Annotated in this window: 15 protein-coding genes; 4 read left to right on the top strand and 11 right to left on the bottom strand. The window is 62.3% G+C overall.

Features of this window, described 5'->3' with window-relative positions:
• Window positions 1–12 precede the first annotated feature (12 nt).
• From K8U54_RS09400 to K8U54_RS09385, 4 genes are read right to left on the bottom strand one after another with little or no spacing between them, the layout of a single operon-like run.
• Window positions 13–1,152, bottom strand: a complete 1,140-nt coding sequence (locus K8U54_RS09400; protein WP_283939406.1) for a PAAR-like domain-containing protein — start codon at window positions 1,150–1,152, stop codon at window positions 13–15.
• Window positions 1,143–1,526, bottom strand: a complete 384-nt coding sequence (locus K8U54_RS09395; RefSeq protein WP_249909875.1) for a hypothetical protein — start codon at window positions 1,524–1,526, stop codon at window positions 1,143–1,145. Before K8U54_RS09395 ends, K8U54_RS09400 begins: the two co-directional genes overlap by 10 nt.
• A complete protein-coding gene (locus K8U54_RS09390; RefSeq protein ID WP_249909874.1) occupies window positions 1,526–2,425 on the bottom strand; it encodes a hypothetical protein in 900 nt (299 codons plus the stop codon). Before K8U54_RS09390 ends, K8U54_RS09395 begins: the two co-directional genes overlap by 1 nt.
• 15 nt (window positions 2,426–2,440) lie before the next feature.
• A complete protein-coding gene (locus tag K8U54_RS09385) occupies window positions 2,441–3,178 on the bottom strand; it encodes an HNH/endonuclease VII fold toxin-2 domain-containing protein (protein WP_249909873.1) in 738 nt (245 codons plus the stop codon).
• Window positions 3,179–3,333: 155 nt separating this feature from the next.
• Here K8U54_RS09385 and K8U54_RS09380 point away from each other — a divergent pair, with 155 nt between their 5' ends.
• The gene (locus K8U54_RS09380; RefSeq protein WP_249909872.1) at window positions 3,334–3,993 is read left to right on the top strand and encodes an HD domain-containing protein; all 660 of its coding nucleotides are present in this window, start codon (window positions 3,334–3,336) and stop codon (window positions 3,991–3,993) included.
• An 8-nt stretch (window positions 3,994–4,001) separates the two neighbouring features.
• Window positions 4,002–5,168 (top strand): N-methyl-L-tryptophan oxidase, encoded by a 1,167-nt coding sequence (solA, locus tag K8U54_RS09375; protein ID WP_249909871.1) that lies wholly within the window; start codon window positions 4,002–4,004, stop codon window positions 5,166–5,168.
• A 192-nt stretch (window positions 5,169–5,360) separates the two neighbouring features.
• Here the strand turns inward: solA and K8U54_RS09370 are convergent, their stop codons facing one another.
• From K8U54_RS09370 to K8U54_RS09355, 4 genes are all read right to left on the bottom strand, one after another.
• Window positions 5,361–5,858, bottom strand: coding sequence for a GNAT family N-acetyltransferase (locus K8U54_RS09370; RefSeq protein WP_249909870.1), 498 nt, complete (start codon window positions 5,856–5,858; stop codon window positions 5,361–5,363).
• A 16-nt stretch (window positions 5,859–5,874) separates the two neighbouring features.
• Complete coding sequence (locus K8U54_RS09365; RefSeq protein WP_249909869.1) at window positions 5,875–6,336, bottom strand: RES family NAD+ phosphorylase; 462 nt, start codon at window positions 6,334–6,336, stop codon at window positions 5,875–5,877.
• Window positions 6,336–6,806 (bottom strand): type II RES/Xre toxin-antitoxin system antitoxin, encoded by a 471-nt coding sequence (parS, locus tag K8U54_RS09360; protein WP_249909868.1) that lies wholly within the window; start codon window positions 6,804–6,806, stop codon window positions 6,336–6,338. Before parS ends, K8U54_RS09365 begins: the two co-directional genes overlap by 1 nt.
• A gap of 88 nt (window positions 6,807–6,894) precedes the next feature.
• Entirely contained in the window at window positions 6,895–7,437 is a 543-nt protein-coding gene (locus tag K8U54_RS09355) for a gamma carbonic anhydrase family protein (protein WP_249909867.1), read from the bottom strand.
• Between the two features lie 100 nt (window positions 7,438–7,537).
• Here K8U54_RS09355 and prlC point away from each other — a divergent pair, with 100 nt between their 5' ends.
• Both prlC and K8U54_RS09345 read left to right on the top strand, forming a co-directional pair.
• Window positions 7,538–9,586 carry an oligopeptidase A gene (prlC, locus tag K8U54_RS09350; RefSeq protein WP_249909866.1) on the top strand — a complete coding sequence of 683 codons (2,049 nt, stop codon included), beginning with the start codon at window positions 7,538–7,540 and terminating at the stop codon, window positions 9,584–9,586.
• Complete coding sequence (locus tag K8U54_RS09345) at window positions 9,583–9,867, top strand: YheV family putative zinc ribbon protein (RefSeq protein WP_249909865.1); 285 nt, start codon at window positions 9,583–9,585, stop codon at window positions 9,865–9,867. Before prlC ends, K8U54_RS09345 begins: the two co-directional genes overlap by 4 nt.
• 64 nt (window positions 9,868–9,931) lie before the next feature.
• On the opposite strand, the gene K8U54_RS09340 is transcribed toward K8U54_RS09345, so the two are convergent.
• The 3 genes from K8U54_RS09340 to K8U54_RS09330 form a co-directional block, all read right to left on the bottom strand.
• On the bottom strand, window positions 9,932–11,458 hold the full coding sequence (locus tag K8U54_RS09340) for a tripartite tricarboxylate transporter permease (RefSeq protein ID WP_013793433.1): 1,527 nt from the start codon (window positions 11,456–11,458) through the stop codon (window positions 9,932–9,934).
• A 10-nt stretch (window positions 11,459–11,468) separates the two neighbouring features.
• On the bottom strand, window positions 11,469–11,948 hold the full coding sequence (locus tag K8U54_RS09335) for a tripartite tricarboxylate transporter TctB family protein (protein WP_249909864.1): 480 nt from the start codon (window positions 11,946–11,948) through the stop codon (window positions 11,469–11,471).
• Window positions 11,949–12,009: 61 nt separating this feature from the next.
• Entirely contained in the window at window positions 12,010–12,978 is a 969-nt protein-coding gene (locus tag K8U54_RS09330; protein WP_249909863.1) for a tripartite tricarboxylate transporter substrate binding protein, read from the bottom strand.
• Window positions 12,979–13,581: the final 603 nt, after the last annotated feature.

Raw genomic sequence — 13,581 nt, 5'->3', positions numbered from 1 at the left:
TCTCTACGCAATTTAGCGACCACGAGAGCCTTTGGCACGTGCCGCCTGTATGTGCTTGCTACGATTCGCAACTGCGGTGTTAGCTGCCTTCTGGGCCGCGTCTCCTTTGTACCCGGTCGCAATCATTCGGCAATCCGTCTGATCATCGATGCCGCACTGGTTGTGATAGGTGTCCAGTTGCGCTTTGGTGCACTCGGGGTCGCAGCCCGACTCGGGAAAGGTCTTGCCTACCGCGTCCACGCCGAAGCCTTTGGCCTGGCCATAAGTAACGCTGACCAAGCGAGCCGAACTATCGTCTTCGAAGGTGATTCGCTTTGACTGAGCGCCGCTATTGAGTGCTGCGTTGCTCTGATAGGTATGCATCAACCCATGTGTGCCGTGGTACTGGTTGCAGCCTTCCACACAGATGCAGGGAGCTTTGTCGCCGTTGTAAGGGCTCGTCCCCTTGATGGCCTTGGATTCCTTGCCACCGCGGCCTTTGTTGAAGAAAGAGCCCGCTTCAATCAGGTGGTGGCCTGTTTGCCCAGGGCAGCAGCCGGCTTGTCCTGCGGTTGGTTTGTAGGGAGTGAGCTGGCATCGCCTGGCGCTTAGGCATTTGTCTGCGCCAACTTTGTCAGCGTAAGCGTCTGCCGCCGTACTGGTCTCTGGTTTTCCATCGGGAGGGCAGGGGCTGGGGCCATCAGCCTTGTGAGGTGAGAAATCCTTGCACGCATCTTTCTCTTTCTTGATGTCTTCCTTGCACGGCCCTTCACCCTTGCTTACCGCCATCTGATCCAGATACGGCCAGGTCGGTGTATTCCCTGGAAACGACCCATGGTTATGAGTCGTCAGATCCATATGCCGCACCACGTTCTTGCCTTCGAACTTGACGTCCATCGACCACGAGGTGAAGTACACCTTGCCCTTGATCTTAGTGGTGATGATGCCTTTCTTCGGGGCGCGGCCGGGTTCGTCGCCGTAGCTGGTCTTGTAGTAGCTCTTGTTCTTGAGCATCACTTCCTTGCGGGTGATGCGGATGGTGCAGGTGCCCTTGGTGGTGTCCTTGGACAGCCCGGTGTTGGGGTGCGGAATCGGGATGCCCAGGGGCATGGGCGGCGTCTGCGGCGGGGTGAAGCAGACGTCGGGAAAGGCGGCGCTGTGCTTCACTGGCATGCAGGTCGCCTTCGATCAGTGCGTAGACCCTCGTGCCACTCCAGCCAACCCAGTGCGGCGACAAGAAACGGCTCGTCCTCGGGGTTGATATGCAGATGCTGGCAAAGCGTCTCCAAGGCGCTCTCGTTGCTCAGCCGCAGTGCCAGCGCTGCCGTGGCGAACACCTCGCCCTGGGCGTGTGGGGTGAGTTGCTCCAGCGACAGATGAAGCCCCTTGAGGCCGGCGATCTGCAGGCCATCGAGGTGGGCCTCGATTCGTTCGTCCAGGTCGCCGAGATGGGCCAGATCATAATGCGGCGCGCCGACGGCGTAGCTGCGCAGGCCGGCGAGAAAGGCGGCTTCTTCTGCATGCTGGTCGAGGAGGGTGGTGATCATCAGTCGATGCGGGTCCAGGTACTGCCGTCGAAGGCCATGATGTCCTTGGCGCCGAATGACCACATCACGCCATCGGCCACGCTCAAGTGGTAACAGGTCGCCGGTGTGTCGTCCCCGAAATCCACCTCGACCAGGCTGCCACCCTGAAGCGTATACAAGCCGCGCATCGTTGACAGGTAGAGCCTGCCGTCATACCAGGCCAGATCCCTTATGTCGCTGGTGATGTCCTCCTGCTCCATTGGCTGCCAGGAGTCACCGCGACCTACGATCAGAAGTCCGCGACGGCCTGAGGCATAGACCTGACCATCTCCGGCGCAGAGCACGCGGGTCAGTACGAGGTTGGTCGGGCTTTGCTTCTGGCTCCATTGTTGGCCGTTGCAGTGCCAGATCTCACCATCCCAGCCAACGGCGTACAGGTCGTTTTCGTCAAAGCCATCGATGGACTCGAAACCTTTCGTTTCGCCGATTGCAGGGCGGATGCCTTGATCAATGCAGGTCCAGTGATCAACGCCATCACGTCGATAGACTTGACGGCCCATTCCAACAGCAAAAGTTTTCCGACCAATAGTTCGTGCTTGTCTCAAATGGCCGCGATCAATGGGATCGCCATCAGGCATCCGAATCTTTTCATCGCTCTCCTGACCACTTCCGAATAGACGGACATCACCATAGGGCGACAAAAATAAAGCTTGTTCTATAGGTTCCCGAGTAATGGTTACGCTGACAGTGGGCCATTCTTGCATATCATCGTAACCCCATTCTCCGGCATCCCAGCTGTACAGGTGAGAGTGCTCAATTCGTGCCTCGAGGCTGTCGTCTTGGGTAACGATATAAGCGAGATCGCTGTACCGAACAGCCCCCGTAATGAAGGTATCTGTCCGGCTCTTTCTATCTGACATCGGTTGCACCTATGACTATCGGCTTGATTTAGTGCTTATAGCGCGCAATTTCTTCGATCGGGCTTTGACTGCCGCGTCCGCTGCCTTCTGGGCGTCGTCACCTTTGTACCCGGTCGCAATCATCCGACAATCCGTCTGATCATCGATGCCGCACTGGTTGTGATAGGCGTCCAGTTGCGCTTTGGTGCACTCGGGGTCGCAGCCCGACTCGGGAAAGGTCTTGCCTACCGCATCCACACCGAAGCCTTTGGCCTGGCCATAGGTAACGCTGACCAAGCGAGCCGAACTGTCGTCTTCGAAGGTGATTCGTTTCGACTGCGCGCCGCTATTGAGTGCTGCGTTGCTCTGATAGGTGTGCATCAACCCATGGGTGCCGTGGTACTGGTTGCAGCCTTCCACACAGATGCAGGGAGCCTTGTCGCCGTTGTAAGGGCTCGTCCCCTTGATGGCCTTGGATTCCTTGCCACCGCGGCCTTTGTTGAAGAAAGAGCCCGCTTCAATCAGGTGGTGGCCTGTTTGCCCAGGGCAGCAGCCGGCTTGTCCTGCGGTTGGTTTGTAGGGAGTGAGCTGGCATCGCCTGGCGCTCAGGCATTTGTCTGCACCAACCTTGTCGGCGTAAGTGTTTGCCGCCTGTTGGGTTTCCGGTTTTCCATCGGGAGGGCACGGACTAGGGCCATCTGGCTTGTGAGGTGAAAAGTCCTTACAGGCATCTTTCTCTTTCTTGATGTCTTCCTTGCACGGCCCTTCAACCATGGTTATGGGCTACTAGGCTGCTCGGCGAAGCTGCCAAAGGTGGCGCAAGCCCTATGAGGTTGTCCAGTAATGGCAAGGCGCCATGCCTCATCGCGCCGCTTGCGAGCGCTGGCGCCTGGCCCTAAGGTGCGCCTTTCGCACCTGGCGCCCTGTCGATGAATCTGGACTGCTTTGCCCCCTATGCCGAGCTGGCCGGTCAGCTGCTCTCGCGTTGCGCACCGTCGAGCGACGACGGCGCCCATGATCTTTCGCACCTGCGGCGGGTATGGGCCAACGCTCGGCAGCTGCAGCGCGAAGAGGGCGGCGAGCTCGAACTGTTGCTGGCGGCCGTGCTGCTGCACGACTGCGTGGCGGTGGAAAAGAATTCGCCCCTGCGCTCCAGGGCTTCACGGCTGTCCGCTGCGCGTGCCGGTGAATTGCTCGCTGAACTTGATTGGCCGAGCGAGCGCGTCGCTGCCGTGTGCCACGCCATCGAGGCGCACAGTTTTTCCGCCGCCATCACGCCGACCAGCCTGGAAGCGCGCATCCTGCAGGACGCCGATCGCCTCGATGCCATTGGCCTGATCGGCGTGGCGCGTTGCTTCCATGTGTCCGGGCGACTGGGTAGCGCGCTCTACGATGCCGAGGATATCGATGCCCGGCATCGCCCGCTGGATGATCAGCGCTTTGCCCTGGATCATTTCCATACCAAACTGCTGGGCCTGGCCTCCGGCTTTCAGACTGCGGCTGGCGCGCGTTTGGCGCAGCAGCGGCATGGGCGGATGGTCGCCTTCCTCGAGGCCTTTCGCGACGAAACCCAGCCCTTCGAGCAGTAGAGAACCCCATGCACTACGACGTAATCGTGATCGGCCTGGGCGCCATGGGCGCCGCCACCCTCTATCAGCTGGCCAAGCGCGGTGTGCGCGTGGCCGGCGTCGACCGCCATGCGCCGCCCCATGACCAGGGCTCCAGCCATGGCGACACGCGCATCACCCGCCAGGCGGTGGGCGAGGGCGCGGCCTACGTGCCGCTGGCGCTCAATTCCCAGCGTATCTGGCGCGAGCTGGAGGCGCAGAGCGGCGGGGCGTTGTTCGAAGCCTGCGGCATGCTGATGCTGAGCAGCAGCCAGGAGCCGACCCGCGGCCACGGCACGGCGGACTTCGGCGGCGAGACGGCGGCGCTGGCGGCGCACTTCGGTATCGAGCACAGCCTGCTGGACGCCGCCGGTATTCGTGAGCGCTTCCCGCAGTTCGGCGGCTTTGGCGACCAGGCCACCGGCTATTACGAGCCGGGTGCCGGTTACGTGCGCCCCGAGCGGGCCATCGAGGTACAGCTGAGGCTGGCCGCGGCATTGGGCGCGGTCTTGCACACCAATACGCCGGTCGAGGCCATCGAGTCAGACGCTGAAGGCGTTCGCGTGGAAACCAGCGCGGGCACGCTGACGGCGGACAAGGCCATCGTCTGTGCCGGCATGTGGACGGGCAAGCTGCTCGGTGCGTCGGTAGAAGGCCTGCTCAAGGTCTGTCGCCAGCAGTTGGTGTGGTTCGAACTCGACGAACCCGAACGCTTTGCCGCCGACTCGCCGGTGTACATCCTGCTGCACGGCGCGGCGGATACCGACAGCTGCTACGGCTTCCCGCCGCTGCCGGGCGAGAACGCGATCAAGATCGCCACCGAACAATACCTCGAGGGCTGCGACCCGGATACCGTGGATCGCAGCGTCAGCCAGGCGGATATCGATGCCTTGTACGACACCCACGTGGCTGGCCGGCTGCTGGGCGTTTCCCGACGGGTGCTGAAGGCCAAGGTGTGCACCTACACCATCACCCCGGACTTCAACTTCATCGTCGACGCCCATCCGCAGATGGCCAACGTGACCCTGGTGTCGGCGTGCTCGGGGCATGGTTTCAAGCATTCCGCCGGCATCGGCGAGGCGTTGGCCATGCGTCACTGCAGCGAGCCCGGCGCGGCCGACCTGTCGGCGTTTTCGCTGGCGCGATTCAGGTCGTAGCCTGCCCGGGAGCTATTGGTTTATCGACTGCAGCAAGGCAGAAGCGGACGGTCACGCTGCGATTTCAAACCTGCTCATATTGGTGGGCTGAAGCCCACCCTACGAGGCTGGCATGATCTGTAGGGTGGGCTTTAGCCCACCACTGCAAATTGCCGTTTGTGCCACGTTGCGGCCATCGTAGGCACCCAGCGGCTAAAAATCATTGTCATCCAGCCAGCGATACATCACATGGCAATCCACCAGGCCCAGGGTGCGGTGGCGGTAGGCCTTTGGCAGGGTGCCGACGATGGTGAAGCCGTGCTTCTGCCAGAGGGCCACGGCGACCGTGTTGCTGGCCACCACGGAGTTGAACTGCATGGCCTGAAAGCCCAGCTCACGGGCGACCTGCAGCGAGTGCTGGCACAGCGCGCCTGCCACGCCCTTGCCGCGGGCGGCCGGCGAGGTCATGTAGCCGCAGTTGCACACGTGGTCGCCCGGCCCTGCGGCGTTGGCCTTGATGTAATAGGTGCCGAGGATCTGCCCGTCTTCTTCGGCCACGAAGGTGGCGCGGGGCAGCTCGACCCAGGTTTTCCAGGCCGTCTCGCGGTCCATGGCCGGGTCATAGGCGTAGGTTTCCTGGCCCTGGACGATATCGCGGATGATAGGCCAGACCTGATCGAAATCGGTTTCGTTGATGAGGCGAATATTCACGGGGTTTCCTGATTGATCACGCTTTGAACATGCGGGGGTCGTAGGTGAAATCGTAGGTGTCGACGATGCGGATACGGCTCATGGCGGGGTGCAGCGGGTTGATCACCAGGTTGCGCTCCAGCGGCAGCACCGCCGATGGCACGATCAGGCCGAGGTGGCTGACGGCGCGTAGCCAGGCGCTGCCGAACGCCATGCTCGGGCGATCCACCGGCAGGGCGTTCCAGCCTTTCGGCAGTTCGCGGGCAGCAGGCTCCCAATACAACTCCGGGTCGTCCGGCAGCTCGAAGCAGGTGATCTTCATCGGCATCGCCGGCGGGCCTTCGGCGTGCACGAAGGTTTCCAGGCAGCAGATGCCGGGGCTGAGGCCCATGTACACGGCGGCGATGTCCTGCTCGTTCCAGCGCCCGCCCTCGATGGCGGCGCCACGCCCGGACAGGTCGGTGGCTCGCTTGGCCTTGGCCACGCGCCAGGCGCGCATCAGGCCGCGCCACCCCAGTCGAGGGCGTTGAGCACCCGGCGTACCTGCTTGGCGCCGATTTCCGTCTCGCAGAGCATGATCGGCGCCTGCCCGCCAAGGGAGCGATTGCTGCGCGACATCCACTCGGCGGCGGCCTGGCGGCTTTCAAATACGTCTTCAGCCAGCTGGCAGACCATGGCGATGCGGTCCAGGCGCTCGGAGGCCACCGGGTCGAGCACCTTGCGCTCACGGCGGCGGCGCTCGAGGGTCGAGATCGAGGCGTTGAGGAGGATCTCCAGGCTGCGTTCGGGCAGGGCAAAGGTCGCCTTCACGGCTTGCACCAGGTCGGCGGCAAAGCCGTCACGGATCTGCTGCAGACGTTCGGCTTCACTGAGCTTTTCCCGGCCGGCACTGAACGCCCAGAAGGCAGCGACCACGGGCGAGTGGTCGTCCTTGCCCTCTTTGGCCTGACGCATTGCGGTAACGGTCATGCTGCCTCCTTCATTTGAATAAAAATAAACGTCAAATGAAGGCTACTACTTTCTGCCCGCGCTTGCACGTCCAACTGGCGGATGGCAGCTAGTGGCCGTAGCCTTCGGCGATGTGCTGATCCTTGAGCTTCACGTAGTTGCCGGCGGTGTAACTGAAGAAGTTGCGTTCCTTGTCGGTCAACGGGCGGGCCTGCTTCACCGGGCTGCCGACGTACAGGTAGCCGCTCTCCAGCACCTTGCCCGGCGGCACCAGGCTGCCGGCGCCGATGATCACGTCATCCTCGACCACCGCGCCGTCCATCACCGTGCTGCCCATGCCGACCAGGATGCGGCTGCCCAGGGTGCAGCCGTGCAGCATCACCTTGTGGCCGATGGTCACTTCGTCGCCGATGATCAGCGGGAAGCCGTCCGGGTTGAACGGGCCGGCGTGGGTGATGTGCAGCACGCTGCCGTCCTGCACGCTGGTGCGTTTGCCGATGCGGATGCGGTGCATGTCGCCGCGGATCACGGTCAGCGGCCACACCGAACTGTCCTCGCCGATCTGCACGTCGCCGATGACCACCGCCGAGCTGTCGACGAATACCCGATCACCGAGCGTCGGCTTGGTGCCCTGATACATACGAATCGCCACGATAGAACCTCTTAAGCTGCGTCGGGGGTTGATTGTAATTAAGATGACCGCCATATCTGTTCAATCAGACATCTTATTCATTCCACCACAGGTACCCGACGTGAGTGCGAACAATCCCCTGCTGCAAGATTTCGACCTGCCGCCGTATTCGTCCATCCTGCCCGAGCATGTAGAGCCGGCGGTGGATGCCATTCTCGCCGAGAGCCGCAGCGTGGTCGCCAAGGTGCTGGCCAGCCAGGGCGATGCACCGCGCTGGGAAAGCCTGATCGATGCGCTCGACGAGCAGGGCGCCAAGCTGGGCCGCGCCTGGAGCCCGGTCAGCCACCTCAATGCCGTGCGCAACAACCCCGAGCTGCGCGCCGCCTACGAGGCCTGCCTGCCGAAACTGTCGGAATACTGGACGGAAATGGGCCAGAACCGCGCGCTGTTCCAGGCCTACGAGGCGCTGGCCGCCAGCCCCGAAGCGGCCAATTTCGATGTGGCGCAAAAGACCATTCTCGAACAGGCCCTGCGTGATTTTCGCCTGTCCGGTATCGACCTGCCGCCCGAGCAGCAGAAGCGTTATGGCGAGATCCAGATGCGCCTGTCCGAGCTGGGCAGCCGCTTCTCCAATCAGCTGCTGGACGCCACCCAGGCCTGGACCAAGCACATCGGGGACGAAAGCCTGCTGGCCGGCATCACCGAGTCGGCCAAGGCGCAGATGCAGCAGGCCGCCGAAGCTAAGAACCTCTCGGGCTGGCTGATCACCCTGGAATTCCCCAGCTACTACGCGGTGATGACCTACGCTGACAACCGCGCCCTGCGCGAAGAGCTGTACGCCGCCTATTGCACCCGTGCCTCGGACCAGGGCCCGAACGCCGGGCAGAACGACAACGGCCCGGTGATGGCCGAGATTCTCGAGCTGCGCCAGGAGCTGGCGCGCCTGCTGGGCTTCGGCAACTACGCCGAACTGAGCCTGGCCAGCAAGATGGCCGAGTCCAGCGAGCAGGTGCTGAGCTTCCTGCGTGACCTGGCGGTGCGCAGCAAGCCGTTCGCCGAGCAGGACCTGACCGAACTGCGCGCCTTCGCCGCCGAGCAGGGCTGCAACGACCTGCAGAGCTGGGACGTGGGCTACTACAGCGAGAAGCTGCGCGAGCAGCGCTACAGCATTTCCCAGGAAATCCTGCGCGCCTACTTCCCGATCGACAAGGTGCTGAGCGGCCTGTTCGCCATCGTCGAGAAGCTCTACGGCATCCAGATCAAGGAGCTGCGTGACTTCGACACCTGGCACCCGGACGTGCGCCTGTTCGAGATCGAGGAGAATGGCCAGCACGTCGGGCGTTTCTTCTTCGACCTCTACGCCCGCGCCAACAAGCGTGGCGGTGCCTGGATGGACGGCGCCCGCGACAAGCGCCGTGCGTTGAGTGGCGAGCTGGTCAGCCCGGTGGCCAACCTGGTGTGCAACTTCACTCCGGCTTCGGCCGGCAAGCCGGCGCTGCTGACCCATGATGAAGTCACCACGCTGTTCCACGAATTCGGCCATGGCCTGCATCACCTGCTGACCCGCGTCGAGCATGTCGGCGTGTCCGGCATCAATGGTGTGGCCTGGGACGCCGTCGAGCTGCCCAGCCAGTTCATGGAGAACTGGTGCTGGGAGCCCGAGGGCCTGGCGCTGATCTCCGGCCATTACCAGACCGGCGAGCCGTTGCCCCAGGACCTGCTCGACAAGATGCTCGCTGCCAAGAACTTCCAGTCCGGCCTGATGATGGTGCGCCAGCTGGAGTTCTCGCTGTTCGACTTCGAGCTGCACGTCACTCACGGTGATGGTCGCAGCGTGCTGGAGGTGCTCGAAGGCATTCGCGACGAGGTCTCGGTGCTGCGTCCGCCGGCCTACAACCGCTTCCCCAACAGCTTCGCGCACATCTTCGCCGGCGGTTACGCGGCCGGTTACTACAGCTACAAGTGGGCCGAGGTGCTGAGCGCCGATGCCTTCTCGAAGTTCGAGGAAGAGGGCGTGCTCAACCCGCAGACCGGTCGCGCGTTCCGCGAGGCGATCCTGGCCCGCGGTGGTTCCCAGGCGCCGATGGTGCTGTTCGTCGATTTCCGCGGCCGCGAGCCGAGCATCGACGCGCTGTTGCGTCATCTGGGCCTGAGTGCGGAGGCGGCATGAGCGACGCCCCTGAAGTCACACCCAAGCGTTTCATCGCTGGCGCCGTGTGCCCGGCGTGCAGCGAGATGGACAGCATCAAGATGTGGAACGTCGATGGCGTGCCGCACCGCGAATGCGTGCAGTGCGGTTATGCCGATACCCTGGACGAGCGCGGCAACTCGGTCGCCAGGGAGCTGCCGACCCGCGTCAACGTCAGCGGCCTGACGCCGAAGAAGCCGGCCGACCCCAAGGTCAAGGCCGTGCAGTTCTTTCCCAATCCGAAGCTGAAGAAGCCCGAATAGGTTTCACCTCGCAGAAACCAGACAAGCGCTCCAGGGCGCTTGTCTGGTTTTCAGGCCCAGCTTTTTAGCTTGTGGATAACGCCTCGGCAGGTTTCTTGTCCTTCCTGGCGCGCAGCAGGCTGTAGGCGTGCCAGAGCACCGACAGCGCCGCCAAGCCGAGGAACAGCGCCGAGATCGGGCTGGTCAGGAAGGCGGTGAAGCTGCCGTCCGAGAGCATCAGCCCACGGCGCAGGTTGGTCTCGGCCATCGGTCCGAGGATGAAACCGATGATGAACGGCGGCGCCGGCATGCCGGCCTTGATGAAGCCGTAGCCGAGGATGCCGAACAGCAGGATACTCCAGGCATCGAACAGGCGGCTGTTGAGGCCGAAGGCACCGACCACGCAGAGCACCAGGATGATCGGTAGCAGGATGTGCTTGGGCACCGACAGCAGCTTGATGAAGATGCGCAGGCCGTAGAACTCCAGCACCAGCATGATCACCGTGGCCAGGATCAGCGCAGCGAAGATGGTGTACACCAGCGGCCCCTGGGTGATGAACAGCAGCGGGCCGGGCTGTATGCCGTGGATCAGGAAGCCGCCGAGCAGCATGGCGGTCACCGTGTCGCCCGGAATGCCGAGGGTCAGCAGCGGCACCATGGCGCCACCGATGGCCGCGCTGTTGCAGGTTTCGCTGGCCACGACGCCGCCAGGGTTGCCCTTGCCGTAGGAGTCCGGGTCCTTGGCGCGCTTCTTCGCCACGATGTAGGAGATGATGTTCGAGGTGCCCGACCCCACGCCCGGCAGCACGCCGATGCCCAGGCCGATCATCGCCGAGCGGAAGGCGTTGCGCAGCTGGCCGACGAATTCCTTCAGCGAGAAGCCGAAGCCGCGCACCTTGGACATGTCCAGCGGTTTGACCTTGGTCATGCCGGCGTGGCGCCCGGTCTCTGCCAGGCGGATCACCTCGGCCACGGCGAACATGCCGATCATCACCGCCAGCATGGCGAAGCCGCCATTGAGGTTCGACTGGTCGAAGGTGAAGCGGCGGATCGCATCCACCGGGGCGATGCCGACGGTGGAGAAGGCGAAGCCCAGGGCGCCGGAGAACACGCCCTTGGTCAGCGAACCGGTGGACAGCGTGGCGATCAGGGTCAGCGAGAAGATGGCGATGGCGAAGTATTCGTGGGGGCCGAAACTGAGCGCCACCTTGGCCAGCATCGGGGCGATGAACATCAGCGCGCCGATCCCGAAGAAGGTGCCCAGGAACGAGAACACGATACCGATGCCGAGGGCCTTGAAGCCTTCGCCCTTTTCCATCATCGGCCCGCCATCGAACACCGTGGCGATCGATGAGGGCGTACCGGGAATCTTCAGCAGGATCGACGGGATCAGGCTGCCGGAAATCGCCCCCACGTAAAGCGCCACCAGCAGCGACAGGCCGGCGGCCGGACCCATGGTGAAGGTCAGCGGCAGGCACAGCGCCACGGCCATGGTTGCAGACAGGCCCGGTACGGCGCCGAAGATGATACCGACCACCACGCCGATGGTGATGAGGATGAAGATCTGCAGCGAGAAGACGGCGGCGAAGCCGTGTGTCATCAGGTCGAGCATCGCGCGTCTCCTAGATGTTCAGCACGCCTGAGGGCAGCATCAGATCGAAGCCCTGGCGGAAGATGAGGTAGATGACGATGGCCGAGATGATCGCCGTGATCGCGTAGGTCAGGTGGCCGATCTTCTGGCCGTGGGGCGTCAGCACGATGAACTGCAGGTACAGGTAGATCGCCGTGACGATGGGAAAGCCGATGGGCTCCAGGGTGGCGATGTAGGCGGCGATCAGCGCCAGGGTCTTGATCACCGTACCGTATTCGGAGACCTCGTCCTTCTTGCCGTTGGCCGGGCTATCTGCGGCCGGCGGGTTGCGAAAGCCGAACACCAGCTGCAGCACGCCCAGCCCGCACATGAAGATCGCCAGTACGTAGGGCACGAACGCGGCGTCGATGAACGACTTGCGCGGCAGGCTCATGGTGGCCAGCAGGTAAGCGATGCCGGCGGCCAGCATGAAGCCGCCGGTGATCAGCTCTTTTCGCTTGAAAGCATCCACAGCGAACTCCTATGGATCGGGGAATGGAAAAGCCGCAAGCGTGGGCTTGCGGCTGCCGGGGTCAGTTCGATTGCCGCAGGGCGTCCTTGAACTGCATGAATTCCTCGCGGTGCTCCTTGAGCATGGCGATGGCGTCGTCCGTGCCGTAGTAGGCCACCGGCTGCTTGTAGGTCTTGGCCAGTTCCTCGGCGTAGTTGGGGATCTCGGTGATCTGTTTCATGACCTCGGCCATCTTGGCCACGATGGCGGCGTCGGTGCCCTTGGGAAAGGCCACCACGTAAGGCTTCTCGACGATCAGGTCGACGTCCTTCTCGCGGAAGGTGGGGATGTCGCCGACCAGCGGGTTGCGCTCCTCGTTGGGCTGCGCCAGGGCGTTCATCGCGCCGCTCTGGATATAGTCCTGCAGCGCGCCGTAGCTGATCGCGCCCATGTCGATGCGCCCGCCCAGCAGCGCGACGATCCGCTCGGCCACGGTGCCGGTGTCGATGTAGCGCAGCTCGGTACCGGTGCGCTTCTCGAACATCAGGCCCTGCAGGTGGGAGAAGTTGCCCATCTCGGTGCCGTAGGTGACGCTCTTGGGTTTCTCCTTGGCTTGGGCGATCAGCTTCTCGACGCTGTCGATGCCCGACTGCTTGGAGGCCACGAAGATCGATGCCTTGTCGACGCCGGCGATGCAGGAAATGTCGAAGGCGTCATAGCTGTCCTCGCTGAGGCCGGCGACTTCGTTGACGATCAACTGGCCGGTGTGGGTGAACAGGATGGTGTGGCCGTCAGCCGATGATTCTTTTACGTGGGAAGCCGCCACCGTGCCGCCACCGCCGCCCATATTGGTGATCACCATCGGCTTGCCGGTGATCTGGGTGAAGTACTTGGCCATCATGCGGGCATTGAAGTCGGTGTCGCCGCCAGCGTTGGCCGGTACCACCACCTGCACCGCACGGGTCGGCCAGTTCGACTCCTGGGCGAAGCTGGTGGCGGAAGTGGTCAATAGGGCAGCGGACAGCAAGGTCGCGGACAGAATTTTATTCATTGGAAGTTCTCCGATAACGCCACGCCTGAACAACTCGATGGCTTGTTTTCAGCGCGCACTTAATAGGAAGCCCAACCCGCCCGATAATTGATCGGCAGGTAAGTCATATGGCGATTGGGGATGGCGAGGCGGCGTTAGTGCCGGTCTGGACTGCTGCGGTTACTCATGGCGAGAGCGGATCCTATGATTATTATTAGTTTGTGTCGTACGTTGTCATATGACGACGAGAGGATGATTGTCTGCGCTGTCCAGCCTGTCAACAAAGCATCTTTCGACAAGCCGATTCATAATGTTTCATTTCCATAAACTGCTGATTAATAGCTGGTTTATTAAATGTTTCATTATCTTTCCTACTATATGGATTTAGATATTGATCTTTAAGTAGGCGGATTCTTGCCTATTGGTAAGCCGTTAATGGGCGGATTATTGCCGATTTAAATTTCGTTATACGATGACTTATGATTTATTGGTACCAGTAACTTGCTCGGCGGAACTTTCTCTGGCGGCTCGATAAGTCTTGCCATGTATTGCCTCCAGCGCTGAGTTCATCTGCCGAGGCCTGCGTAAAGCGGTCTCTCTCCCCGGCTGTCGAGTTCGCATTGT

Source organism: Pseudomonas fulva (assembly GCF_023517795.1).
Lineage (GTDB): Bacteria > Pseudomonadota > Gammaproteobacteria > Pseudomonadales > Pseudomonadaceae > Aquipseudomonas > Aquipseudomonas fulva_D.
The sequence above is the reverse complement of the archived record's forward strand: the minus strand, read 5'-3'. Positions and strand labels throughout refer to the sequence as shown.

Excerpts from the sequence above, each read along its gene's own strand:
- K8U54_RS09365 (WP_249909869.1), bottom strand. The coding sequence starts at position 6,336 with ATGCGCGCCTGGCGCGTGGCCAAGGCCAAGCGAGCCACCGACCTGTCC.
- K8U54_RS09330 (WP_249909863.1), bottom strand. The coding sequence starts at position 12,978 with ATGAATAAAATTCTGTCCGCGACCTTGCTGTCCGCTGCCCTATTGACC.
- K8U54_RS09380 (WP_249909872.1), top strand. The coding sequence starts at position 3,334 with ATGAATCTGGACTGCTTTGCCCCCTATGCCGAGCTGGCCGGTCAGCTG.
- K8U54_RS09385 (WP_249909873.1), bottom strand. The coding sequence starts at position 3,178 with ATGGTTGAAGGGCCGTGCAAGGAAGACATCAAGAAAGAGAAAGATGCC.
- parS (WP_249909868.1), bottom strand. The coding sequence starts at position 6,806 with ATGACCGTTACCGCAATGCGTCAGGCCAAAGAGGGCAAGGACGACCAC.
- K8U54_RS09400 (WP_283939406.1), bottom strand. The coding sequence starts at position 1,152 with ATGCCAGTGAAGCACAGCGCCGCCTTTCCCGACGTCTGCTTCACCCCG.
- solA (WP_249909871.1), top strand. The coding sequence starts at position 4,002 with ATGCACTACGACGTAATCGTGATCGGCCTGGGCGCCATGGGCGCCGCC.
- K8U54_RS09395 (WP_249909875.1), bottom strand. The coding sequence starts at position 1,526 with ATGATCACCACCCTCCTCGACCAGCATGCAGAAGAAGCCGCCTTTCTC.
- K8U54_RS09345 (WP_249909865.1), top strand. The coding sequence starts at position 9,583 with ATGAGCGACGCCCCTGAAGTCACACCCAAGCGTTTCATCGCTGGCGCC.
- K8U54_RS09390 (WP_249909874.1), bottom strand. The coding sequence starts at position 2,425 with ATGTCAGATAGAAAGAGCCGGACAGATACCTTCATTACGGGGGCTGTT.
- K8U54_RS09340 (WP_013793433.1), bottom strand. The coding sequence starts at position 11,458 with ATGCTCGACCTGATGACACACGGCTTCGCCGCCGTCTTCTCGCTGCAG.